This is a genomic window from Mesobacillus maritimus (assembly GCF_019749255.1).
GTDB lineage: Bacteria > Bacillota > Bacilli > Bacillales > Cytobacillaceae > Mesobacillus_B > Mesobacillus_B maritimus_A.
The window spans coordinates 618,967-638,967 of record NZ_JACWFH010000008.1 but is presented as its reverse complement, the minus strand read 5'-3'; the positions used below and the strand labels follow the sequence as shown (position 1 = coordinate 638,967).

Sequence of the window (20,001 nt, the reverse complement as noted above, 5' to 3'; positions counted from 1 at the left end):
TCGATTAAAATGAATTTTTATCACACTAGTAAACTATGGTCTCATTCCATGATGAGAAGGTCCCAACTGCTGGGGAAGGAGTTCATAGGCATCCTTTACCCATTCACATAATAGAGGACGCGTTTCTCTAGGATCAATAATCTCCTCCACTCCAAACGCTTCCGCTGTACGAAACGGCGAGCGAATGGACTCCATACGTTCAAGTAATTCATTTAAAAGTTCCTCTGGGTTTTCACTCGCTTCAAGCTCTCTTCGGTAGGCAACATGAACTCCACCCTCCACTGGAAGAGAGCCCCAATCTCCAGATGGCCATGCATACCGTTGGTTCAATCCATGACCATTTGACATTCCAGCACCACCAACACCGAATACTCTCCGCATTATAATTTCAACCATAGGTACCTTTGCCTGATATACCGCAGAAATTGCTCGAACTCCTTTTCGTATCGTGCCTTTCTTCTCGGATGGCAACCCAATTACCATACCCGGTTGGTCCACAAGGTTAACAATCGGAAGATGGAATGTCTGACAGAGATCCACAAATCGCTCCAACTTTTCTGAGCTTTCAGAGGTTAAGCCCCCACCGTTTACAAAAGGATCAGGCGCCAAAACTCCAACTGGATGACCATCTAATCGAGCAAAGCATGTGACCGTCCCGCCTCCATAATAACGACCCATTTCAAAAATTGAGTCTTGGTCGAATATTAACGGCAATAACTCACGGATTTTATAAGGAGACCGTCTATTTTTAGGGATAAAAGAAATTAACTTTTCTTCACGTCTAGCTGTGTCATCTTCAGCTTCAGCTACAGGTGGTAGCTGCCAGACACTAGATGGGAGATACGATAAAAAAGAGCGAATTTGCGCAAAAGCATCTTCTTCAGACTGAGCAATATTGTCGACTGCCCCACTTGATTTATGGACCTGAATGCCCCCTAATTCTTCTTTCGTTAAATCCTGACCCATACCAAATTTCACTACTGGTGGCCCGGCTACAAACAATTGAGACGTATCTTCGACCATCACTGAAAAGTGAGAAGCCGCTACCCTCGCAGCTCCCAGGCCAGCAACAGAACCCAAACAGGCAGCGACAACCGGAACCCTTTCCATATTTGAAACCACCAAATCCCAGGCTGGATTAACAGGGACATAGGTATGACCACTAGAATCAAGGGTTTTAACACTGCCGCCACCACCGGTTCCATCTACTAACCGAACGATAGGAATTTGAAGATCATGTGCTAATCGTTCTGCGTATACCTGCTTTCCATGAATCGCACCATCTGCAGCTCCACCACGGACTGTAAAATCATCTCCGCCTACAACCACTTTTCTTCGGTTTACTCGCCCAGTTCCGAGGATAAAATTAGCAGGTGTAAAATCAATCAGCTGCCCATTTTCATCATATTTTCCCTTGCCTGCAATTGCCCCTGTTTCATGGAAAGTCCCATCATCTAGTAAACTATCAATTCTTTCTCTCACCGTAAGCTTTCCAAATGATTTATGCTTATTAACTCTCTCTTCTCCACCCATTTTTCGGGCTAATTCCTCTCGATAGCGAAGCTCTTTAATTTCCGGTTCCCAACTCATTAACATTTCCTCCTCTAGAAATCAATTTCTATCTAACTATGGTAGAAACAAGCAGCCCATCTTCCTTTAGAGACCTCTTCCAACGGAGGATCTTCCTGTTTACATCGTTCTGTAGCTATCGGACAACGAGTATGAAAGCGACACCCGACTGGTGGATTTGCCGGACTAGGCAAGTCACCCTCCAGAATAATTCTCTCCCTGTCTCGTATCGTTGGATCAGGCTCTGGAACGGCTGAAATCAATGCCTTTGTATAAGGGTGGAGCGGACGTTCAAAAAGCTGATCCGTTCCAGAGATTTCCATGACCTTTCCTAAGTACATAACCACAATCCGATCACTGATATGCTTTACTGCCTGAAGTCCATGTGCAATAAAGATATAAGAGAGACCACTTTCTTCTTGGATATCTTTTAATAGATTAAGAATTTGTGCTTGAATGGAAACATCTAGTGCAGAAACAGGTTCATCACAAACAATTAACTTAGGATTTAACGCTAATGCCCTAGCAATGCCAATTCTTTGCCGTTGTCCCCCAGAAAACTCTTCTGGATAACGGGTGCCGTGCGCAGAGGTTAGCCCCACTCTTTCTAACAATTCATCTACTCTTTTTCGTCTTTCACTTTGTGTCCCCACGCGGTGGAGCTGGAGTGGTTCCCCAATAATATTTGCAACACTCATGCGTGGATTGAGCGATGCATAAGGATCTTGAAAGACCATTTGGATTTTTTGGCCAAGATCACGTTTATTACGTCCCTTTTCTAATAAAGGTCTCCCCTCGAAGTACACTTCCCCTTCGGTAGGTTCAAGCAACCCTACAACCATTCGCCCTAAGGTTGATTTTCCACAGCCTGATTCACCTACCAAGCCCAGGGTTTCTCCTTTTCCTACTTCTAGGCTAATACCATCTACAGCTTTCAGCCATTTAGTTGTGCTGCCAAATAAACTTTTCCCTATAGGATAGTGTTTTTTTAAATTTTGTATCGACACCAATGGCTCAGGCATAATGGCTCACCTCTTCAGATTGTTCTTTTAATGGATTAAAGCATGCCACTTTATGGTTATCAATCCCCTCAGTTAAGCTAGGAGAGTGGACTCGGCATTCAGCTGTCGCAAAGCTACAGCGTTCGTAAAAATTACATCCTTTTGGAAGCTCCAGTGGATTGGGCACAGCACCTGGGATTGCGTTTAACCGTTTCTCAGAATCTCCTCTTAGCTTTGGAACACTTGCCAACAGTCCTTTCGTATAAGGGTGTTGAGGGTTTTGGAAAATAGAGTAAACGTCCCCTTCTTCCACAATCTCACCACAATACATGACAAGCACGCGATCAGCCGTTTCCGCGACAACTCCTAAATCATGTGTGATAAGTAGAATAGAAACTCCAGTTTCCTTCTGCAGCCCCCTCATAACATTTAAAATTTGAGCTTGGATTGTTACATCAAGTGCAGTTGTCGGTTCATCGGCAATCAGCAAGGATGGGTTACAAGCAAGAGCCATCGCAATCATGATTCTCTGCCGCATCCCTCCTGATAGCTGATGGGGGTAATCGTGAAGCCTGCTTTCTGGATCAGGAATCCCCACCTTATTTAACAATTGAATGACTGTGTGCTGAGCTTCTTTATAGCTAATTCCTTGATGAAGTTGGATGGGTTCAGCAATCTGCCTCCCAATAGGGTGAAGAGGATTTAGAGAAGACAAAGGATCTTGAAAAATCATCGATATCTCATTTCCTCGTATCTTCTTCATTTGCTTTTTTTTCATTTCTAATAAGTTGCTTCCCTTAAAAGAAATCACACTTTCTTTCTCATATTTAATGGTGGGTGCATTTAATCCCATAATGGAAAGAGCCGTCACACTTTTCCCACTCCCAGACTCACCGACTAAAGCCACGATTTCCCCTTTATTTATGGAAAATGAAACATGGTTGATTGCATTCACTTTCCCCCTGGATGTTGGAAAATGAGCTTTAAGATTCCGAACCTCTAACAGCTTATCTGCTGCACTCATTAAATTCCCCCCTTACGTACGTTTTATCTTTGGATCAACAGCTACTCGCAGTCCATCCCCCAGAAAGTTCCCCGCTAAAACAGAAATTAATATTGCAAATCCAGGAAAGACCATCATCATTGGGTTCACGAAAATCATGCTATATGCCTGATGAAGCATCCCACCCCAACTAATTTGTGGAGATTGCGCACCCATGCCTAGAAAACTTAAGGAGGCTTCTACTAAAATGGCTAAGCTGAAACTAAATGAAGCCTGAACAATTATTGGCGACAAAATATTCGGTAAAATATGACGGAACATGATCCACATGGGACCTGCACCGGAAATTTTTGCTGCCTCCACATATGGTTCTCTTCTAACCTGAAGTGCTTGCCCTCTTGCTAAACGAGCAAATTGAGGAGTAAAGATAATACCAATCGCAATCATGGCATTCCACAAACTCACTCCCAATGCTCCAGTAATCCCCAAAGCCAAAAGTATTGCTGGGAACGATAAAATTGCGTCCACAATTCTCATAAAAATATCATCGACGACTCCACCTAAATACCCTGAGATAATTCCTAATGGTACTCCAACCGCCAAGGGAATCATAATAGCAATTGCCCCCGCCTGAATGGCAGCCTGTGCGCCAAGCAGCAAACGAGTAAAAATGTCACGTCCTAGTTCATCCGTTCCAAACCAGTGTGCACCATTTGGCGCCATCATTATTTTTGTTAAATCTTGCGCTTCAGGGTCATAAGGAACAATAAAAGGAGCCACAATCGATAAAATCACTAAGAATACAAGATAAACCAAACTGATAAATGCCAACCGTTCTTGTAATAAACGTTGACCGATGATTCGTATTTGCATCGATTCCCCTCCTGTTTGTTAGTCAAGCTCGATTCTAGGGTCTAAAACCCCATATAGAACATCAGTAATAAAATTGATAATCAAAACCAAGACCACCATCACTAACACAACACCTTGTAGCATGGGAAAGTCACGCTGAAGAATAGAATTAACAGCAAGTTGACCCATTCCAGGAATCGCGAACACACTCTCTATCACTACAGTCGCCCCTAACATATTGCCAAACATTAAACCGACAGTCGTCACGACTGGAAGAAGTGCATTCCTCATTCCATGTTTCCAAATAACCGGCCATAATAAGAGTCCTTTTGAATAGGCCGTTCGGATATAATCAGAATCTAGAACCTCGATTAACGACGAACGTAACTGGCGAGTAATTTGCGCGGCTCCAAAAGCACCTAGACAGAATGCTGGTAAAAGCACACTCTTTAAGAACCCAATCGGATGTTCCATTACACTCGTAAACCCTGTAGCTGGTAACCAACCTAGGTTTACACTGAATAAAACTACTAATAACATTGCTAACCAAAAGTTAGGGATTGCCGTTCCTAACGTCCCAAAAAATCTGGCCACATAATCCATCCAGCTATTTGGTTTTAGAATTGAGGTAATCGCAAAAAACATCCCTAAGATAAACGAGAAAATCATTGCTGTAATAACTACTTGAAAAGTTACACCAAGTCTTGATATCACTGCTTCACTAACATATTCACCGGTAAAAAGCGATCTTCCTAAATCCCCCTGCACGGCACTCATTAGCCAGTTCCAATATTGAACAAGCACAGGTTGATCCAAGCCCAGTTGAGTTCTCAACTGAGCCAGTTTTTCATCTGTTGCGTTATCCCCTAGAAGTGCCAGAGCAGGATCACCTGGAATGAGTAAAATAAGGGAAAAGACTACCAGAGTTGTCACGATTAACATTGGAATCACATACAATAAACGCCTAAATAAAAATTTAATAAACATCGGTGTCCTCCCTTTCCTTCGTCTTTATTCTTCTAACCATAAGAATGAAAACTTTGGTTTCCCTAACAAAGTCCCACTGAACCCTTTTACATTAGGTGTCATCGCAGCTGTTGAAGGGGTAAACATAATTGGAACCGTAATGGCCTCATCGATGATGGTTAACTCATTGATCTTACCGTAAAGCTCAGCACGTTCTTGTTGATCATAAGAAGATGCTGCCTTAGTGATTAGATCTTCAATTTCATCTGTTGTTTGCCCGCCTGCATTATAGAAACCATCCCCGCTCAGTAGTAAATTAACTGTTTGCTGTGGATCAGGTCGCCCTGTCCATGCTGTTAAATTGGCTGGGATTTGCTTTTCATTGAAGTAAAGGGCAACCCCTTTCGTTAACTCCATCGGTTCAATGTTAATATCAAAACCTGCTTCTTTTACTTGGCCTTTAATAGCCTCACCTATACGCATATAAAATGGAGCTGAAGGTACAAACATATCAAAACTCACATTTTCTACTCCTGCCGCTTTTAATAGTTCCTTAGACTTTTCTGGGTCATACGGAATCGTTAGTTCTGGGTTTGAAGCCCAATAATCCTTTGGAAACGCCTGATACGCTGCTTCACCCTCCCTAAATGTTAACGCTTCCACAATACTTTCTCGATTAATAGCATGCTGAAACGCCTGGCGGACTTCTTTTTTATCGAATGGTGCCATCGTTGTATTCAAGTAAATGTTATAGAATGCAACTTTCATTTTGGTGTCCAGAGCGATGGATTGGTCATTCTTTAATACTTGAGAATTGTCCGGAGAAACATTCCAATAGAATTGCACCTGACCTGATTTTAGAGCGTTTAAACGGGTATTTTCATCCGGCATAATTTTTACATTAATGGAATCGAGGTATGGAAGACCTTCTTGCCAATAATTCTCGTAAGCTTCTAATTGTATTTCACCATTACGGACCCAATTAACCATTTTGAATGGACCAGCTCCTACAGGATTTTGGCCATAATCGGCTCCAAATTTTTCTACAGCGCTAGGAGAAACCATCATCCCCGAACGATCAGATAAAGCTAATATAATAGAAGAATCTGGCTGTTTAAGATGTAATTTTACAGTATGGGGATCGACAACCTCAACTGAGTCAACACTTGATAAATCCGATATATTTGATTCCTCTGACCTGACACGATCTAGGTTAAATTTCACTGCTTCTGCGTCAAATGGAGTACCGTCATGGAACGTGACTCCTTCTCGCAAATGAAGTACAATCGTCTTTTCGTCCGGGGTTTCCCAAGACTCAGCAAGACCAGCCTCAGGTTCTAATTCATTGTTATAATTTACAAGAGTGTCATAGACAGGATAGAGTAGTGAATGATCATTTCCCGAGTTTCCTAGAATTGGGTCATAATTACTAACATCGGAGTCGTAAGCTACTGCTATACTTCCACCTTTTTTTGGTTCACTAGTTTCAGTAGAACTTGAACCATCCTTTGTCCCGGATGATTGATTATTACTAGAAGTAGAGCTATTTCCTGAACAACCAGCAATAAACAACAACGTGCCTAACAGGACAAGACTAACGATCTTCCTAACCTTTTTCATAAATTGCCTCCTCTAATTTCAATGAATTTTTTCTCCATCCTTCAATTTGCGGCGTAATAGCTTTCCAGTACCCGTTTTAGGTAGTGTATCTCTAAATTCAACGAATCTTGGATACTTATAAGCAGCCATCTTTTCCTTACTCCATCGGATTAACTCTTCCGGGCTAAAATTGTTCACAAATTCAGGCTTTATTACTACATATGCTTTAACTGATTCTCCTCTAACAGGGTCAGAAACCCCTATCACCGCGGATTCGACTACTGCAGGATGTCGATTCAGCATAATTTCAACATCCTCCGGAAAAACACTGTACCCTGAACACTTAATCATTTCTTTTACACGACCAATAAAATAAAGGTATCCTTCATCATCTATCTTGCCAATATCTCCTGTATACACCCACCCATCACGTAAAGTTTGAGCAGTTGCTTCTGGTTTATTTAAATATCCTTTAAATACACCTGGTCCACGAACAATTATTTCCCCTTCTTCACCGACTGCACATTCAAGCCGAGGCTCCTCTAATGAAACAATCCTAATTTCCGTACCAGGCATTGGTTTACCCGTAGTACCAAATTTCACATCTTCAGGATTCATCATTGTATCTGCAGTATGTGTTTCGCTTAAACCATAGGCGGATTCAAACAATCCTACACCCGTTAGTTCCTTCCACTTTGCGGATATTTCCTCTGTTAATTGAACCCCAAAGCTCGTACAAGAATTCATTCTAAGGGAACTGAAATTGACCGCTGTGGCAGTTGGATGATTCATGATTGCTATATTCATCGGGACTACAGTTTGAGCAACGGTAACACGATGACGCTCAATTACCTCCATTGTCGCCTCAGGCGAGAAGCGATTAAGCAGGACGATTGTCCCGCCAGAATAAATGCTTACATTCATTCCTAGCATTCCAGCAATATGGCAAATAGGCATAACTGAAAGCGAAACATCGGTATTGGAATAGCCTCTTAACTCAGCTACACAACGTGTTTTATATAAAGCATTTTTGTAGGTTAACATCGCACCTTTCGGTAAACCCGTTGAACCTGATGTATAGACAATCAGGGCAACATCCTCGGCTGCATCAATATCGATGTTTGGACATGTAGGTGGACTTACTTCTAGTATGCGGGAAAGATTCTGTGCTATAGGTAGGTCATTTTTTGAGTTTCTCTCTTCTGGGAAACTGGGGATTGGTATTTCCGGAAGAAAATCATCATAGCTAGTTGAAATGACTAACTCTAGATTGGTTCTCGGCAGAACGGTTTCTACAATGCTATGTAAATGATCTAAGTAGATTATCGCTTTTGCTCCTAAATCATTTACCTCATACTGTAGTTCCCATTCTTTTAACATTGGATTACATGGTCCAACAATTGCCCCAATTTTTTGTATACCAAAATGACAGATAATATATTGAGGACAATTAGGTAAGAACAATGCTACTTTGTCACCTTTACGAATCCCTTGCGAATAGAGAAATTGGGCAAAACGATCAGATAACTCATCTAACTCTCGATAAGTAACCTCTTTCCCATAAAAAACAATGGCAGTTTTATTAGGACTCATTCTTGCATATTCTCTTAAATACTCATGGAGCGGACGATTGTCTTTATTCAACTTCAAGAATCACATCCCCTTCATTAACGAAATCTCCTTCTGCAACCATTACTGCTTTTACTGTTATCTCTGATTCAGCACTAATTGGAATTTCCATTTTCATTGACTCAAGAATTACGACATCTACACCTTCACTTACAATGTCTCCTTCTTTAACAAGGACCTTATAAACATTACCTGCCATTGAAGCAATTAGTTGATTCATAGACTTCTCCCCTTTTTAAATATAATAGTAAGCGGTTACAATTATAGTTTCTGAATATTTAGTATTTACAGAAAGTATAGTGGAGTTGTAAAATGAAGACAATGTAGGTTCCTCTATTATTCTCACTGTTCTTATGTAGTTTTTTACATGGAGGTAATTAATGTGTTTAACGAGACCCTTGTCCATTCATTTCTTACCAAACAGTTATCTTTGTCAAGATATCAAATTTGGCTTTATCAACCGTTACATCAAAATTGGGAATTAATTGACGCTAAAGGTTTGTCTACTATTGATGTCACTTCGCCATCTAATTATGAAACTCCACTTACCACATACAAAGATCAATCTGTACTAACCTTCACTTTTCCTCAGGGATATCAAGCACTAGTTATCTATCCTGAAGGTATTCCCAGCTTTGCTCAAAATAAAGTAGACATCCTTTATCACCTTTTGTACCCTCTCTATACAAAGGCGATTTTGAATAGCAAAAACCTAGAATTAGAAAAATTAATAGAAGGAACCCAAAATATCACTTCTTCATTAGATTTAGATGATCTACTGGCAAAAATTCTAGATAATGTTGCAGTTGTTATTCCCGGTGCGAATACTACAGCATTTTGGGTATACGACCCTGCACTTGATCGCTTGGTATGTAAGGCTTATCGTGGTTGGAAAAGGGAAATTACCCTTGTTAAATATAAAATAGGAGAATCCGTGACAGGAAAAACCTTTCGAGATGGGAAACCAAGAATTTATCATTCTTTTCGGAAAGCAAATGAGGCTATGAGAGGAACAAGTAAAAGAAATTTAGAATTATTAACCGCCGCTTTTCATAATGGTCGAGTAAAGGCAGCTGTTATAGTGCCAATTAAGTTTCATAATGAAATTAGAGGCGTATTGAGTATTCACCAAGATGAACAGGCTCGAAAACTTACGGAATGGGATTTGAAATTATTAGAGGGGTTATCTGCACAAATTGCAATTGCAATTGAAAATGCACGGCTCTTTACCGAAATAACAAGAAAAAACCAAGTACTTGTTACTCGGAATGAAGTTCACTCTACCCTAACCAAACTTTCTCTGCAAAACAAAGGCGTTGGAATTATTACAAAGGAATTAAACCGAATGATAAAGCCTTCTGTTGTGTTTGTTGATTTTCTTGAAGAGGAATATTATCCCAAAAGAGAAAAACGATATTTCACATTTGATGAACTGTCTAAGTTACTCAATGAACGAAACCAGCCCATCTATGTTGATCTAAGCGACGTTGAGGATAAAACTTTTTATCTTTATCCTATATTTGTAGGAAATGCTTGTTCAGCTTGTTTAGTTGTAACAGGCGCTTTCCCCTTAAAACAACTTGATCACATGATTATTGAACGAGGCGGTGTCTTCCTTGCATTGGAATTAGCCAAGAGGCATTCCGTAACAGAGGTTTTCTATAAAAAAACGCATGATTATTATTATGATCTCTTAAACAATGACGATCCTTTAGTTCTTCATAAGCAAGGACTCGACTTTGGAATTGATCTTGATAAACATCTTTTCACAGTTATCATTGAGTTTTCGAAATTTCATGATTTACAAGTTCTCGAAACGAAAGTTCATCACTTTGTGTGGACAGTTAAACAAAAGCTATCTGATGTAAGGAAATTACTATTTGGAAATCACAATAAGGTGACATTATTAATTGCAATTGATTCACCTAGTAACAAGCCATTAATAATTGATCAGTTAGAAGCCATTATTAATGATTGGCAGGAGAGTGAAAGAATCCATTTATATGCAGGAGTTGGCCGAATTTATAAGGGTATCGATTCAATTAACAAAACACATAATGAGGCGACAAAGGCGTTGAGCTATCTCTTCTCCTGTGGAACACCTGGAGTGATTGACTATGCTGAAATAGGCATTAACCGCTTATTTATTAATCATTCACAAGATGAGTTAAGTCAGTTTGTAGAAGAAATATTCTCCCCGATAAATACACCAAAGTTACAAAACGTTGAACTTGAGAAAACGCTTATAACCTACATTCGAAGCAATCGATCGGCAACCAAGACTGCTGAGGAACTGCATATCCATATCAACACACTCTATCAAAGAATTAAAAAAATAGAAGAGATTTTAGATGTTTCCCTTAATGATTCTGAAGCGATGTTAAAAGTTCAGCTCGCATGTCACCTTCGTGAAACATATGTCTGATACTGATACTTCCTTTGGAATGGGAACACTTTTAATTAGGACTTCCTCCCTTAGTTTATTATCATTTGTTTCCTTGCACTAAAAGGGATAATCTTCCAATTCAGAAGATTATCCCTTTCCTTTCTTACAATTCTATTATTTTACCAATAACTCTTCAGTCGCTTCCTTCCGAAAACGAATAGTTGCCTGTGCCGCAGCTAGGCGTGCAATTGGCACTCGGTAAGGTGAACAGCTGACATAATCTAATCCAGCTTGGTAACAGAATTCAATCGAGCTTTTTTCTCCACCATGCTCCCCGCAAATCCCTGTTTTGAGCTCTGGCTTTGTTTGACGTCCAAGCTTTACTCCTGTTTCGACAAGCTTGCCAACGCCCTCCCGATCAAGGACCGCAAATGGGTTTTCTGGCAACACTTTATTTTCAATATACGCTTGAAGGAATTTTCCTTCCGCATCATCACGGCTATATCCAAAAGTCGTTTGCGTTAAATCATTCGTTCCGAACGAGAAGAAGTCTGCCTCCTCAGCAATTTGATCCGCAGTTAAGGCAGCACGTGGAACTTCAACCATTGTACCAATTGTATAAACAAACTCTTTCCCTGTTTCTTCCTTTACCAGATTCGCAGAATTCACGACAAGCTGGCGCATTTCTTTTAATTCATTTACATGACCAACAAGTGGAATCATGATTTCTGGTTTAGCATCAATGCCTTTTTCGGATAATTTAACCACAGCGTAAAAGATGGCCTTCGCCTGCATTTCATAAATTTCAGGGTGAATCATCCCAAGACGACAACCGCGGTGACCTAGCATTGGGTTAAACTCATCTAACTGGCGGACCTTTTTTAATAATTGTTCTTTCTCTTTTAACTCTATTGAATTAGGTTCGAGAATTTTTAGCTTCGTTGTCTCGACAATCAACTCTTCTTTATCTGGAAGGAATTCATGTAGAGGTGGGTCGAGCAAGCGAATCGTAACAGGGAACCCTTGCATCGCTTCGAGAATCCCTTCGAAATCTTGTTGTTGCATCGGCAGTAATTTTTCAAGTGCAGCTTTACGCTCATCAAAGGTTTCTGCAAGGATCATCTCTTGAACAATTGGAACACGAGTTGGATCCATAAACATATGCTCAGTTCTGCAAAGCCCTATCCCTTCTGCACCGAATTCTCGTGCTTTTCTAGAATCTTCTGGGTTATCCGCATTACTCCTTACCCCAAGCTTCCGTTCTTCATCTGCCCAAGACAGCAGCTGTTGGAATTCCACTGATAATTCTGGTTCAATCATTGGAATTTCTCCAAGCATAACCTCCCCAGTTCCTCCATCAATCGTAATAATGTCGCCTTCTTTTACAACCGTCCCCTTGATATAAAACTCTTTCTCATGCAAATCAATCTTCATTGCTTCACAACCACAAATACACGCTTTTCCCATTCCCCTTGCAACAACAGCAGCGTGACTTGTCATTCCTCCTCGACTTGTGACAACAGCTTGAGCAGCAACAATCCCATGAATATCATCTGGGGTCGTCTCAGGACGAACCAAAATGACTTTTTTTCCATCCTTAGCTAAAAGCTCTGCTTCATCTGCATCAAACACAACTGCACCAGTAGCCGCTCCAGGTGATGCAGGTAGGCCTTTAGCTAGTTGCGTACGCTCAAAGTTGTCATCAATTCGACGGTGCAATAATTGATTTAATTGATCTGGATCAACTCGAAGAAGTGCGTCTCTTTTACTAATAAAGCCTTCTCTGACCATCTCAACAGCAATTCGAATGGCTGCTTGGGCGGTACGCTTACCGTTCCTTGTTTGTAAAATAAACAGCTTTCCACGTTCGACCGTGAATTCAATATCCTGCATATCTTTGTAATGCTGTTCAAGATGGGTACATGTTGCCGCGAATTGCTCGTAGACTTCCGGCATTTCATCTTTTAGCGTGTTAATAGGCTGTGGCGTGCGAATCCCTGCAACAACATCTTCTCCTTGGGCATTGATTAGATATTCACCGTAAAGCAAATGCTCCCCTGTGGAAGGATTTCGTGTGAACGCAACGCCAGTACCAGAGTCATTGCCCATATTCCCAAACACCATACTTTGAATGTTAACAGCTGTCCCGAGGTGTCCAGGAATTTTATTCAAACGACGATAAACAATTGCCCGTTGGTTATTCCAAGAATCAAACACCGCATTAATGGATAGATATAATTGCTGAATTGGATCTTGTGGAAAAGCTTTACGTGTATGCTTCTTGACAATTCGCTTATATCCAGCAATGACTTCCTTCCAATCTTCAGCCGTTAATTCGGGATCAGATTTATACCCTTTTTCTTCTCGCGTTTCTTCTAATAATCGTTCAAAGAAAAACGTATCAACATCAAGGACCACATCTGAAAACATTTGAATGAACCGTCTATAAGAATCATAAGCAAACCGAGGATTGTTGGTTAACCTAGCCACTCCTTCTACGGTTTCATCATTCATCCCCAAGTTTAAAATTGTATCCATCATCCCAGGCATTGAGAAAACAGCACCAGATCGAACTGATACCAGCAGTGGATTTTCAGGGTCTCCAAGTTTTTTCCCGGTATTAGCCTCAAGCTTTTTAAGAGATTGTAAAATCTCATCCTGTACCTCTACAGTAATTTTTTTATCTGCGTCATAATAGGCATTACAAGCTTCTGTAGAAATCGTAAAACCAAATGGGACGGGTAGGCCAATTCTCGTCATTTCTGCAAGATTTGCTCCCTTTCCTCCAAGCAAATCCTTCATTTCACTGTTTCCTTCATTGAACATATACACAAATTTTTTCATTATGTATAGCTCCTTTCACTTTTTAAAATGTCTAAAATTTGGCTTGCAGTTTCTTCCACGGCTTTATTGGACACATTGATGACCGGACAACCTACTCGCTTCATAATTTTCTCAGCATATTCTAATTCCTCTAAAATACGTTCAAAGCTTGCATAGTTAGCCTGTGAGGTAAGCCCTAGTGCTTTTAAACGCTCCTTACGAATTTCATTTAATTTATCTGGTGAGATGATTAGACCTACACATTTTGAGCGCGGGACTGTAAACAGCTCATCAGGTGGTTTTACTTCAGGAACAAGTGGAACATTCGCGACCTTATATCTTTTATGAGCCAAATACATTGATAACGGTGTTTTAGAGGTCCTTGAGACACCAATAAGGACTATATCAGAGCGAATAATGCCACGTGGGTCTCGCCCATCATCATATTTCACAGCAAACTCAATCGCTTCAATTTTCCGAAAATACTCATCATCAAGCTTTCTCATTAACCCGGGTTGTTGATTTGGTGGCTTTTCAAATTTTTGTTCGAAAGCGTTCATCAATGGATTTAGTAAATCAACAGCAACAATCCCCTCTTCTGATGCACGTCGATCGAGGTAGTCTTTTAAATGTGGGATGACAATTGTGTACGCGATAATTGATTGGTTATTTTGCCTAGCTAAAATCAACACATCCTCAATATCTTCCACGTCCTCGACATAGGAACTTCTGCGAATGTCCACACTACCACCGTTAAACTGGGTAGCAACTGCTTTTACCACAAACTCTGCTGTTTCCCCAACAGAGTCAGAAACGACGTAAACTACTTCCTTTTTACCCAAAGCAACTTCACTTCCAATCTTGTTATATTTCAAGGAGTTCAACATATGCCCTGGTAATCGTTGTTTTCGTAATTCGCCCGATTACTTCATACATATCTTTCTCTTTATCTACTTCTCTGACCACTGGTAAGGAATCGATATGATTATGTATTAGTTTCTTTGCGGCATCGAGAAGGGATTCATCATATTTAACGGTTACAATATTGGGCATTCTCGTCATAATGACACTTACCGGGAGCTCTTCAAGATTATTATTTCCTATTGCCGCCCTCAACAAATCTTTACGTGATATGACCCCAGCGAGAAGACCATCCTTATCGACTGCGTATAAGGTCCCCACATCTTCAAGAAAAATCTGCACAATGGCGTCATACACAGATGCTGACTTTTGGACAACAATTGGGTGTGCTTTATAGTTGTTAACGATCTGTTTGGCCAAGTTTGCAGCACTTTGCCTCACTTCACTTTGCGGGTTGAAAAAATAGCCCACCCGCGGCTTTGCCTCAAGACTTCCTGCCATGGTTAAGATAGCTAAATCTGGCCTTAACGTTGCACGAGTTAACGATAGCTTTTCTGCAATCTCTCTCCCTGTGATTGGCCCAGCTTCCTTGACAATCTCTAGGATCTCTAGTTGACGTTTTGATAGTTTAATTGGAATCACCGCCTTCCCTATGAACCACAATATACGTACATATATATGTTACAAATGACCAATTGTGTTATGCTCATTCATATATAGTATATTACATTTAACTCAATTAAGGTACAAGAGATTTATATACATATGACGAATTTTTTAATCTATTGGCTCTGATCCAAAATAAAAAGCTGTCCCAATTACTGGAACAGCCTTTTCGGTCATGCATATCTATAATCTCATTCAAGATGATGATTTATTTGTCACCCAATCGTTATGCTAGTTCTAATAAAATCGGACAGTGGTCACTGCCCATCACCTGCGAGTCAATAGCCGCTTCCTTTATCATAGGTGCCATTCCTTCGGAAACAATAAAATAATCAATTCGCCAACCAATATTTCTTTCGCGAACCTTGTTCATATAACTCCACCATGTATAAGCGCCTTCTTGATCTGGGTGAACATGTCTAAAGGAATCCACAAACCCAGATGCTAAAAGGTCCGTCATCTTGCCTCGCTCTTCATCGGTGAACCCAGAATTTCCGTTATTAGATTTATGGTTCTTTAAATCTATTTCCTGATGAGCGACATTAAGATCCCCACAAAGAATAACTGGTTTCACCTGGTTAAGCTCATGCAAATACTCTTTAAGCTTGTCTTCCCAAGCAAGTCGAAATGAAAGCCGTGCCAAATCCCGTTGTGAATTTGGGACATAAACATTTACCAAGAAGAAATTCTCAAATTCTAGTGTAATTGCTCGACCTTCACAATCGTACTCATCAACGCCAATTCCATATCTTACGGACAAAGGCTCTACCTTCGAAAACACAGCCGTTCCGGAATATCCCTTTTTAACAGCATAATGCCAATAATCATGGTATCCATCTAAATCTAAATCGATTTGTCCTTCTTGAAGCTTCGTTTCCTGAACACAGAAAATATCTGCATCTACTTCCTTAAAATAATCTAAGAATCCTTTCTTACAGCAAGCACGGAGCCCGTTTACATTCCAAGATACTAGTTTCATTGTAAATCCCCTTTATCATGATCTGTTCATCTAGCGTTATAGATCAGCAGTAGTGAAATCTAAATCCATTATCAAGCCTTTGTATTCCTCCTCCCAAAAAAAGAAGGAACGACCTCAAGGTCATTCCCTAAATTATAGTATAAATTCATGAATCTATTAACTAACATGCTTCATCCAATTTTTACTGTTCGATATTTCTGCATAGGTTTGCCATTTCAATGGCTGTGGTTGCTGCTTCCCAGCCTTTGTTTCCGGCCTTTGTTCCAGCTCGTTCAATTGCTTGTTCAATGGAGTCTGTAGTTAATACTCCAAAAGAAATAGGAACTCCACTATTCAAGGCTGTAGCAGAAACTCCTTTGGCTGCCTCGTTGCAGACAAAGTCGAAATGTGGTGTAGCTCCGCGAATAACGGTACCCAATGTCACAACCGCATCGTAGCGGCCAGTGTTTGCCATTTTTTGTGCAATCAATGGAATTTCAAACGCACCCGGTACCCATGCAATATCAACATCTTCATCTGCTACTCCATGTCTCTTAAGAGCGTCCTGTGCTCCGCCAAGTAACTTACTTGTAATAAACTCGTTAAAACGCCCTACTACGATTGCTACTTTCAGTCCTGATGCTACTAAATTTCCTTCAAATGTTCTACCCATGATTTTTCCCCCTAAAATTAAATATGAAGTAAATGTCCTAGTTTTGATTTTTTTGTTTTTAAATAACGTTCGTTTTCCTTTTTTGATTCCATTTCGATTGGAACACGGTCAACAATTTCAAGACCATAGCCCCCAAGACCACTAATCTTTCTTGGATTATTAGTTAAGAGCCTCATTTGCATAACTCCAAGGTCTCTTAGAATTTGAGCACCAATTCCGTAATCGCGTAAATCTGCCCCAAATCCAAGCTTTTCATTTGCTTCCACTGTGTCAAAACCATTTTCTTGTAGCTTATAAGCCTTCAATTTATTGATTAAACCAATCCCTCGACCTTCTTGTCTCATGTACAATAGAATTCCTCTTCCTTCATCTTCAATCTTCCTTAATGCAGCATGAAGTTGAGGTCCACAGTCACAACGGAAGGAACCAAAAACATCGCCCGTCAAGCATTCTGAGTGAACCCTCACGAGAACAGGTTCATCCGTCGAAACATCCCCTTTCACTAGAGCAACATGTTCTTGTCCATCAAGGAGATTGATGTACCCGACAGCTTTGAAATCGCCATATTCTGTTGGTAAATCGATTTCAACCACTTTTTCGACCAATTTTTCTTGTTGATTACGATATTGAATCATATCCTTAATCGTAATCATCTTTAACCCGAAGCGGTCGGCTATTTCCCTTAACTGCGGAACTCGCGCCATTGAACCATCTTCATTCATAATTTCACAGATAACCCCTGCAGGTGCAGCACCTGATAATTTTGCCAAGTCCACAGCCGCTTCAGTATGACCCGCTCTTCTAAGAACCCCACCATCCTTCGCAATTAATGGAAAGATATGCCCAGGTCTTTTAAAATCAGAAGGCTTTGAATCAGGGTTAATCAGCTCTTGAACCGTCGTGCTTCGTTCATGGGCTGAAATACCAGTTGTAGAGCTTTTATGGTCAATACTTACCGTGAATGCAGTTCCATGAGGATCCGTATTATCCTGGGTCATGGCATGAAGCTCCAGCTTTTTAGCCAATTGTTCTTCAACGGGTATACAAACTAGACCTCGTCCATGTGTAACCATGAAATTTATGGTCTCAGCAGTCGTCTTTTCTGCTAAGGCAATAAAATCACCTTCATTTTCACGATCTTCGTCATCACAAACAATTACAATTTTACCGCTTTTCAAATCCTCAATGGCTGCTTCAATTTTGTCAAACATCCTTTTCCCCCCTTAACTAAATCCATTTTCCTCTAAGAAGCTTTTCGTAATCGATGACTTCTTAACCTGTTTTGTTTGTTTTAGATAGTGTCCCACATATTTGCCAATCATATCGCTCTCAATATTGACCATGTCGCCAACTTGCTTTTGACCAATAATGGTTTCCTCCATCGTGTGAGGAATTAATGAAATGGTAAAGGAAGTTGTTGTTACGCCGAAAATCGTCAAGCTTGTCCCATCAACGGTGACAGAGCCTTTCAAGATCATTGCGCTCGCCAACTCTTCATTGACTTCGATTTCAAAATAGACGGCATTTTCTTGACGCTCTTTCCGAACAATTGTCCCAATCCCATCGACATGACCTGAAACAAAATGTCCACCAAACCGACCACCTGCGGCCATTGCTCTTTCTAGATTGACTTTTGATCCTGGCTTAAGCTTACTAATATTAGTCGCCTTCACCGTCTCTGGCATTACATCTACCGTAAACGTTCCAGTCGTGAAAGAGGTTACTGTCAGGCAGACTCCATTTATTGAAATACTGTCTCCTAGGCTCACATCCTTTATGACTTTCTCCGCATGTATAGCCACTTCAAACATAGGTCCTGTCCTTCGGATTCCCGCTATCGTGCCGATTTCTTCAATAATCCCAGTAAACATACATTCAACTCCTTAGCGTGGCGTAGCAATTACGCGGATATCCTCACCAACCATGGATACATCTTTAATTTGTAAAGATACGGCATCACCTATATGTACAAGCCCTTCTCCACCAAATATAGACGGAGCGTTTTTTCCACCTATTAGCTTGGGTGCCATATAGCTAATTAATTGTTGAAAAGCCCCTGCTTTAAGAAAGCTTCCATGCACCTCAGCACCACCTTCCACAAACAAGGAAGTAATCCCACGTTGAGCTAAAGACTTCAAAATTTCGGGAATGGTTAAGGATTCTGTGAGCACAACCACTTCAACACCGAGGGCTTCCATTTCTGCTACTTTCCCTTTCTCCGCCTTGCTAGTGGTAATCAGCCATGTTGGCGCTTCCCCATCCCTTACCACACGGGCATCTAATGGTGTCCTTAAAGTAGAATCCAAGATAATTCGAATAGGATTCTTTCCACCACCTGTCAGTCTAGTTGTCAGACTAGGGTCATCTGCGATTACCGTATTCACTCCTACTAGAATCGCATCATGCTGATGGCGTAGCTTATGAACATCATGTCTAGCTGCGTCTCCTGTAATCCATTTGCTTTCACCGGTTACAGTCGCTGTTTTGCCATCAAGGCTGGATGCTGACTTTAAAGTCACATACGGTAAGCCCGTGTTAATAAAATGAAAGAAGACTTCGTTAAGCTCAAGCGCTTCACTTTCCAGAACTCCGGTTTCAACAGTAAGACCAGCTTCTCTTAACCTACTGATGCCTCGTCCAGCAACAAGTGGATTCGAATCCGTTGACGCTACAACCACTCTTTCAATTCCAGACGCAATGATCAAATCAGCACATGGGGGGGTCTTCCCATGATGACTGCAAGGCTCGAGTGTAACATAAATGGTCGCACCCTTTGTTTTTTCACCAGCCATTCGAATCGCATGAACTTCTGCGTGAGGTTCTCCAGCTTTTAAATGAGCACCCATTCCAATAATTTGATTGTTCTTAACCACCACTGCTCCTACAATTGGATTAGGTGAAGTTTGTCCCGTGGCACTCCTCGCAAGTTCAATGGCCAGCTTCATATATTCTTGATCCGTCACGTCAGTAACCTCCCTCTGAAGATAATAAAAAGGACCCCAAGTATCAACAGAT

Annotated in this window: 17 protein-coding genes; 1 reads left to right on the top strand and 16 read right to left on the bottom strand. The window is 40.8% G+C overall.

Translation table 11 applies throughout. The features are described 5' to 3' along the window. Positions 1-33 precede the first annotated feature (33 nt). Genes H0185_RS08570 through H0185_RS08535 form a run of 8 tightly spaced genes read right to left on the bottom strand, consistent with a single transcriptional unit; the run spans position 34 to position 8,839 of the window. Positions 34-1,590, bottom strand: coding sequence for an acyl-CoA carboxylase subunit beta (locus H0185_RS08570; protein ID WP_221873030.1), 1,557 nt, complete (start codon positions 1,588-1,590; stop codon positions 34-36). A 32-nt stretch (positions 1,591-1,622) separates the two neighbouring features. Further along, positions 1,623-2,591 (bottom strand): ABC transporter ATP-binding protein, encoded by a 969-nt coding sequence (locus tag H0185_RS08565; protein ID WP_221873029.1) that lies wholly within the window; start codon positions 2,589-2,591, stop codon positions 1,623-1,625. Next, the gene (locus tag H0185_RS08560; RefSeq protein WP_221873028.1) at positions 2,584-3,594 is read right to left on the bottom strand and encodes an ABC transporter ATP-binding protein; all 1,011 of its coding nucleotides are present in this window, start codon (positions 3,592-3,594) and stop codon (positions 2,584-2,586) included. Before H0185_RS08560 ends, H0185_RS08565 begins: the two co-directional genes overlap by 8 nt. A 12-nt stretch (positions 3,595-3,606) precedes the next feature. Beyond that, positions 3,607-4,446, bottom strand: a complete 840-nt coding sequence (locus tag H0185_RS08555) for an ABC transporter permease (protein WP_221873027.1) — start codon at positions 4,444-4,446, stop codon at positions 3,607-3,609. Positions 4,447-4,464: 18 nt separating this feature from the next. Next, positions 4,465-5,412 carry an ABC transporter permease gene (locus H0185_RS08550; protein ID WP_221873026.1) on the bottom strand — a complete coding sequence of 316 codons (948 nt, stop codon included), beginning with the start codon at positions 5,410-5,412 and terminating at the stop codon, positions 4,465-4,467. A gap of 24 nt (positions 5,413-5,436) precedes the next feature. Then, positions 5,437-7,011, bottom strand: a complete 1,575-nt coding sequence (locus H0185_RS08545) for an ABC transporter substrate-binding protein (protein ID WP_221873025.1) — start codon at positions 7,009-7,011, stop codon at positions 5,437-5,439. 18 nt (positions 7,012-7,029) lie between these two features. Beyond that, entirely contained in the window at positions 7,030-8,640 is a 1,611-nt protein-coding gene (locus H0185_RS08540; RefSeq protein ID WP_246629071.1) for an AMP-binding protein, read from the bottom strand. Then, positions 8,627-8,839, bottom strand: coding sequence for an acetyl-CoA carboxylase biotin carboxyl carrier protein subunit (locus H0185_RS08535; RefSeq protein ID WP_221873024.1), 213 nt, complete (start codon positions 8,837-8,839; stop codon positions 8,627-8,629). The genes H0185_RS08540 and H0185_RS08535 overlap by 14 nt, the downstream gene beginning before the upstream one ends. 162 nt (positions 8,840-9,001) lie before the next feature. Between H0185_RS08535 and H0185_RS08530 the strand changes: the two genes are divergently transcribed. Then, positions 9,002-11,044 (top strand): helix-turn-helix domain-containing protein, encoded by a 2,043-nt coding sequence (locus tag H0185_RS08530; RefSeq protein ID WP_221873023.1) that lies wholly within the window; start codon positions 9,002-9,004, stop codon positions 11,042-11,044. 135 nt (positions 11,045-11,179) lie between these two features. Here H0185_RS08530 and ppdK read toward each other — a convergent pair whose 3' ends face one another. The 8 genes from ppdK to ribD all read right to left on the bottom strand — a co-directional run bounded on the left by ppdK (position 11,180) and on the right by ribD (position 19,949). Next, a complete protein-coding gene (gene ppdK / locus H0185_RS08525) occupies positions 11,180-13,849 on the bottom strand; it encodes a pyruvate, phosphate dikinase (protein ID WP_221873022.1) in 2,670 nt (889 codons plus the stop codon). After that, entirely contained in the window at positions 13,849-14,670 is an 822-nt protein-coding gene (locus tag H0185_RS08520) for a pyruvate, water dikinase regulatory protein (RefSeq protein WP_221873021.1), read from the bottom strand. Before H0185_RS08520 ends, ppdK begins: the two co-directional genes overlap by 1 nt. A 22-nt stretch (positions 14,671-14,692) precedes the next feature. Continuing rightward, positions 14,693-15,328: a transcriptional regulator CcpN gene (ccpN, locus tag H0185_RS08515; RefSeq protein ID WP_343223109.1), complete on the bottom strand. Its 636-nt coding sequence runs from the start codon at positions 15,326-15,328 to the stop codon at positions 14,693-14,695. A gap of 253 nt (positions 15,329-15,581) precedes the next feature. Then, positions 15,582-16,334, bottom strand: coding sequence for an exodeoxyribonuclease III (locus H0185_RS08510; protein WP_221873019.1), 753 nt, complete (start codon positions 16,332-16,334; stop codon positions 15,582-15,584). Between the two features lie 181 nt (positions 16,335-16,515). Continuing rightward, entirely contained in the window at positions 16,516-16,986 is a 471-nt protein-coding gene (ribH, locus tag H0185_RS08505) for a 6,7-dimethyl-8-ribityllumazine synthase (RefSeq protein WP_221873018.1), read from the bottom strand. Positions 16,987-17,003: 17 nt separating this feature from the next. Beyond that, the gene (locus tag H0185_RS08500; RefSeq protein ID WP_221873017.1) at positions 17,004-18,197 is read right to left on the bottom strand and encodes a bifunctional 3,4-dihydroxy-2-butanone-4-phosphate synthase/GTP cyclohydrolase II; all 1,194 of its coding nucleotides are present in this window, start codon (positions 18,195-18,197) and stop codon (positions 17,004-17,006) included. Between the two features lie 12 nt (positions 18,198-18,209). Continuing rightward, positions 18,210-18,857 (bottom strand): riboflavin synthase, encoded by a 648-nt coding sequence (gene ribE, locus H0185_RS08495; protein ID WP_221873016.1) that lies wholly within the window; start codon positions 18,855-18,857, stop codon positions 18,210-18,212. Positions 18,858-18,869: 12 nt separating this feature from the next. Continuing rightward, a complete protein-coding gene (gene ribD / locus H0185_RS08490; protein WP_221873015.1) occupies positions 18,870-19,949 on the bottom strand; it encodes a bifunctional diaminohydroxyphosphoribosylaminopyrimidine deaminase/5-amino-6-(5-phosphoribosylamino)uracil reductase RibD in 1,080 nt (359 codons plus the stop codon). Positions 19,950-20,001 lie beyond the last annotated feature (52 nt).

Bases quoted from the DNA above. Each gene is read 5' to 3' on its own strand.
- ppdK (WP_221873022.1), bottom strand. From the start codon at position 13,849: ATGAAAAAATTTGTGTATATGTTCAATGAAGGAAACAGTGAAATGAAG.
- ribH (WP_221873018.1), bottom strand. From the start codon at position 16,986: ATGGGTAGAACATTTGAAGGAAATTTAGTAGCATCAGGACTGAAAGTA.
- ribE (WP_221873016.1), bottom strand. From the start codon at position 18,857: ATGTTTACTGGGATTATTGAAGAAATCGGCACGATAGCGGGAATCCGA.
- H0185_RS08565 (WP_221873029.1), bottom strand. From the start codon at position 2,591: ATGCCTGAGCCATTGGTGTCGATACAAAATTTAAAAAAACACTATCCT.
- H0185_RS08510 (WP_221873019.1), bottom strand. From the start codon at position 16,334: ATGAAACTAGTATCTTGGAATGTAAACGGGCTCCGTGCTTGCTGTAAG.
- H0185_RS08555 (WP_221873027.1), bottom strand. From the start codon at position 4,446: ATGCAAATACGAATCATCGGTCAACGTTTATTACAAGAACGGTTGGCA.
- H0185_RS08500 (WP_221873017.1), bottom strand. From the start codon at position 18,197: ATGTTTGACAAAATTGAAGCAGCCATTGAGGATTTGAAAAGCGGTAAA.
- H0185_RS08560 (WP_221873028.1), bottom strand. From the start codon at position 3,594: ATGAGTGCAGCAGATAAGCTGTTAGAGGTTCGGAATCTTAAAGCTCAT.
- H0185_RS08545 (WP_221873025.1), bottom strand. From the start codon at position 7,011: ATGAAAAAGGTTAGGAAGATCGTTAGTCTTGTCCTGTTAGGCACGTTG.
- H0185_RS08535 (WP_221873024.1), bottom strand. From the start codon at position 8,839: ATGAATCAACTAATTGCTTCAATGGCAGGTAATGTTTATAAGGTCCTT.
- H0185_RS08570 (WP_221873030.1), bottom strand. From the start codon at position 1,590: ATGAGTTGGGAACCGGAAATTAAAGAGCTTCGCTATCGAGAGGAATTA.
- H0185_RS08550 (WP_221873026.1), bottom strand. From the start codon at position 5,412: ATGTTTATTAAATTTTTATTTAGGCGTTTATTGTATGTGATTCCAATG.